General features: G+C 67.4%; 2 protein-coding genes and 1 pseudogene. All 3 read left to right on the top strand.

All coding sequences use genetic code 11. The annotated features are described in order from the left end of the window. Positions 1 to 487, top strand: a pseudogene (locus V7Q39_RS12480) (hypothetical protein); the annotation flags it as partial. After that, the gene (locus V7Q39_RS12475; protein WP_333816913.1) at positions 450 to 1,016 is read left to right on the top strand and encodes a hypothetical protein; all 567 of its coding nucleotides are present in this window, start codon (positions 450 to 452) and stop codon (positions 1,014 to 1,016) included. The pseudogene V7Q39_RS12480 and the gene V7Q39_RS12475, both read left to right, overlap by 38 nt. Next, positions 1,013 to 1,289: helix-turn-helix domain-containing protein (locus V7Q39_RS12470; RefSeq protein ID WP_333816912.1), on the top strand; the 277-nt coding region annotated here is incomplete at its 3' end. The genes V7Q39_RS12475 and V7Q39_RS12470, both read left to right, overlap by 4 nt.

Below are 1,289 nucleotides of genomic sequence, written 5' to 3'. Positions count from 1 at the left end.
CGAGGCCGATCCGCCGCAGGCCGATGACCTGATCTGGCGCATCCTGCACGTCATCGGGTTCGACCGGGGGCAGATCATCCCGAAATACTGGACCGCCCCGGATGCCCCGCTCATCGTCCAGCGATGGCGCGACGATCTGGGATTGACGGATGACCAGATCGTTGAGGTTTCCCGCCTCAACGCGGTCCAGCACAGCGAACCGGCCAGGGGGCCGAAGATCCTTGTCCCGGCCATGCAGGCCTATGCCGCTGCGCTCCAAGCGCCCCGGCTTGATCCATCGACACCGAACCCCGGAGGGAAAAATGACCGATCATCGGAGCGGCGCGCTTTCGATTCCGCCATCAACCAGCTTGCCGACGGCCTCGCTGCGGGAACAATCGACATCGACACTCGCAGCCGCGATCCGTGGGAATACGCAAGACGCCGCCTCGAAGGCGGAAATCCTGCGGATGGCGAACACGACGCTGGCCCTGTATTTCGACCCTGACCTTGACCCGGAAACCAAGGCTGGCATTCGGCAAGCCTTCGTCGTGGCCCTGTGCGACCGCCCCCTCTGGGCCGTGACGCGGGCCTTTGACGCTTGGGTCAAGACCATGCAGCGGCGGCCATCTCCGGGTGAGATCGGCATCTTGGCCGACCGCGAATTGCGGCCCATGACGGACGAGCTGGCCCGGCGCGAGCGGGATCAGCGCGAGCGGGACGAGGCGGAGCGGCAGCGCCGGGACGCCGTGGTCAGCAAGGAGGCTGCGGCGCGGATCATGGAGCGGGCCGGGTTCACGCCGGCCCGCGTGGCGGCTGTGGCCCGCGCCCCGATGGCGCTGACCTTTGCCGATGCGGAGAGGATTTCGGACGAGCCGCCCGCCCAGCACTGGACCGAGACCGCAGACCCTGACGGGCCGGAAATGGCCGCCCTGCGCCGGGCCCGTGATGCGAACCCGCATGTGATCGAGGCTCGCAAGGCTCAGGCCGCTGCGCTGGCCCGGATGGCCGAGCGTGAGGCTGGGGGGGCGGCATGAGCAACAAGGCAGGGATCACCAAGGCCCTTGATCTGGTCCCGGGCCGGTGCTGGTCGCGCGCCGCCGCATGGCTCTGGATCACAGGGCTGGCCGATGGGCAGGGCAGGGCAGAGGTTTCGTCCCGCAAACTCGCGGCCCAATTCGGCTGGACCCGTGCCAAGACCCGCAGATTCCTCGACCGCCTCACCGATTGCGGCCTGATCCAGCGGGAAAATCGACAAACCGGCCCATCAAGTTCCGTCGCAACGATCTGTTTCGGCAAAGATTTTCCGG

Source organism: Tabrizicola sp., from assembly GCF_036781545.1.
GTDB lineage: Bacteria > Pseudomonadota > Alphaproteobacteria > Rhodobacterales > Rhodobacteraceae > Tabrizicola.
This window is presented reverse-complemented; position numbering and strand designations above follow the sequence as displayed.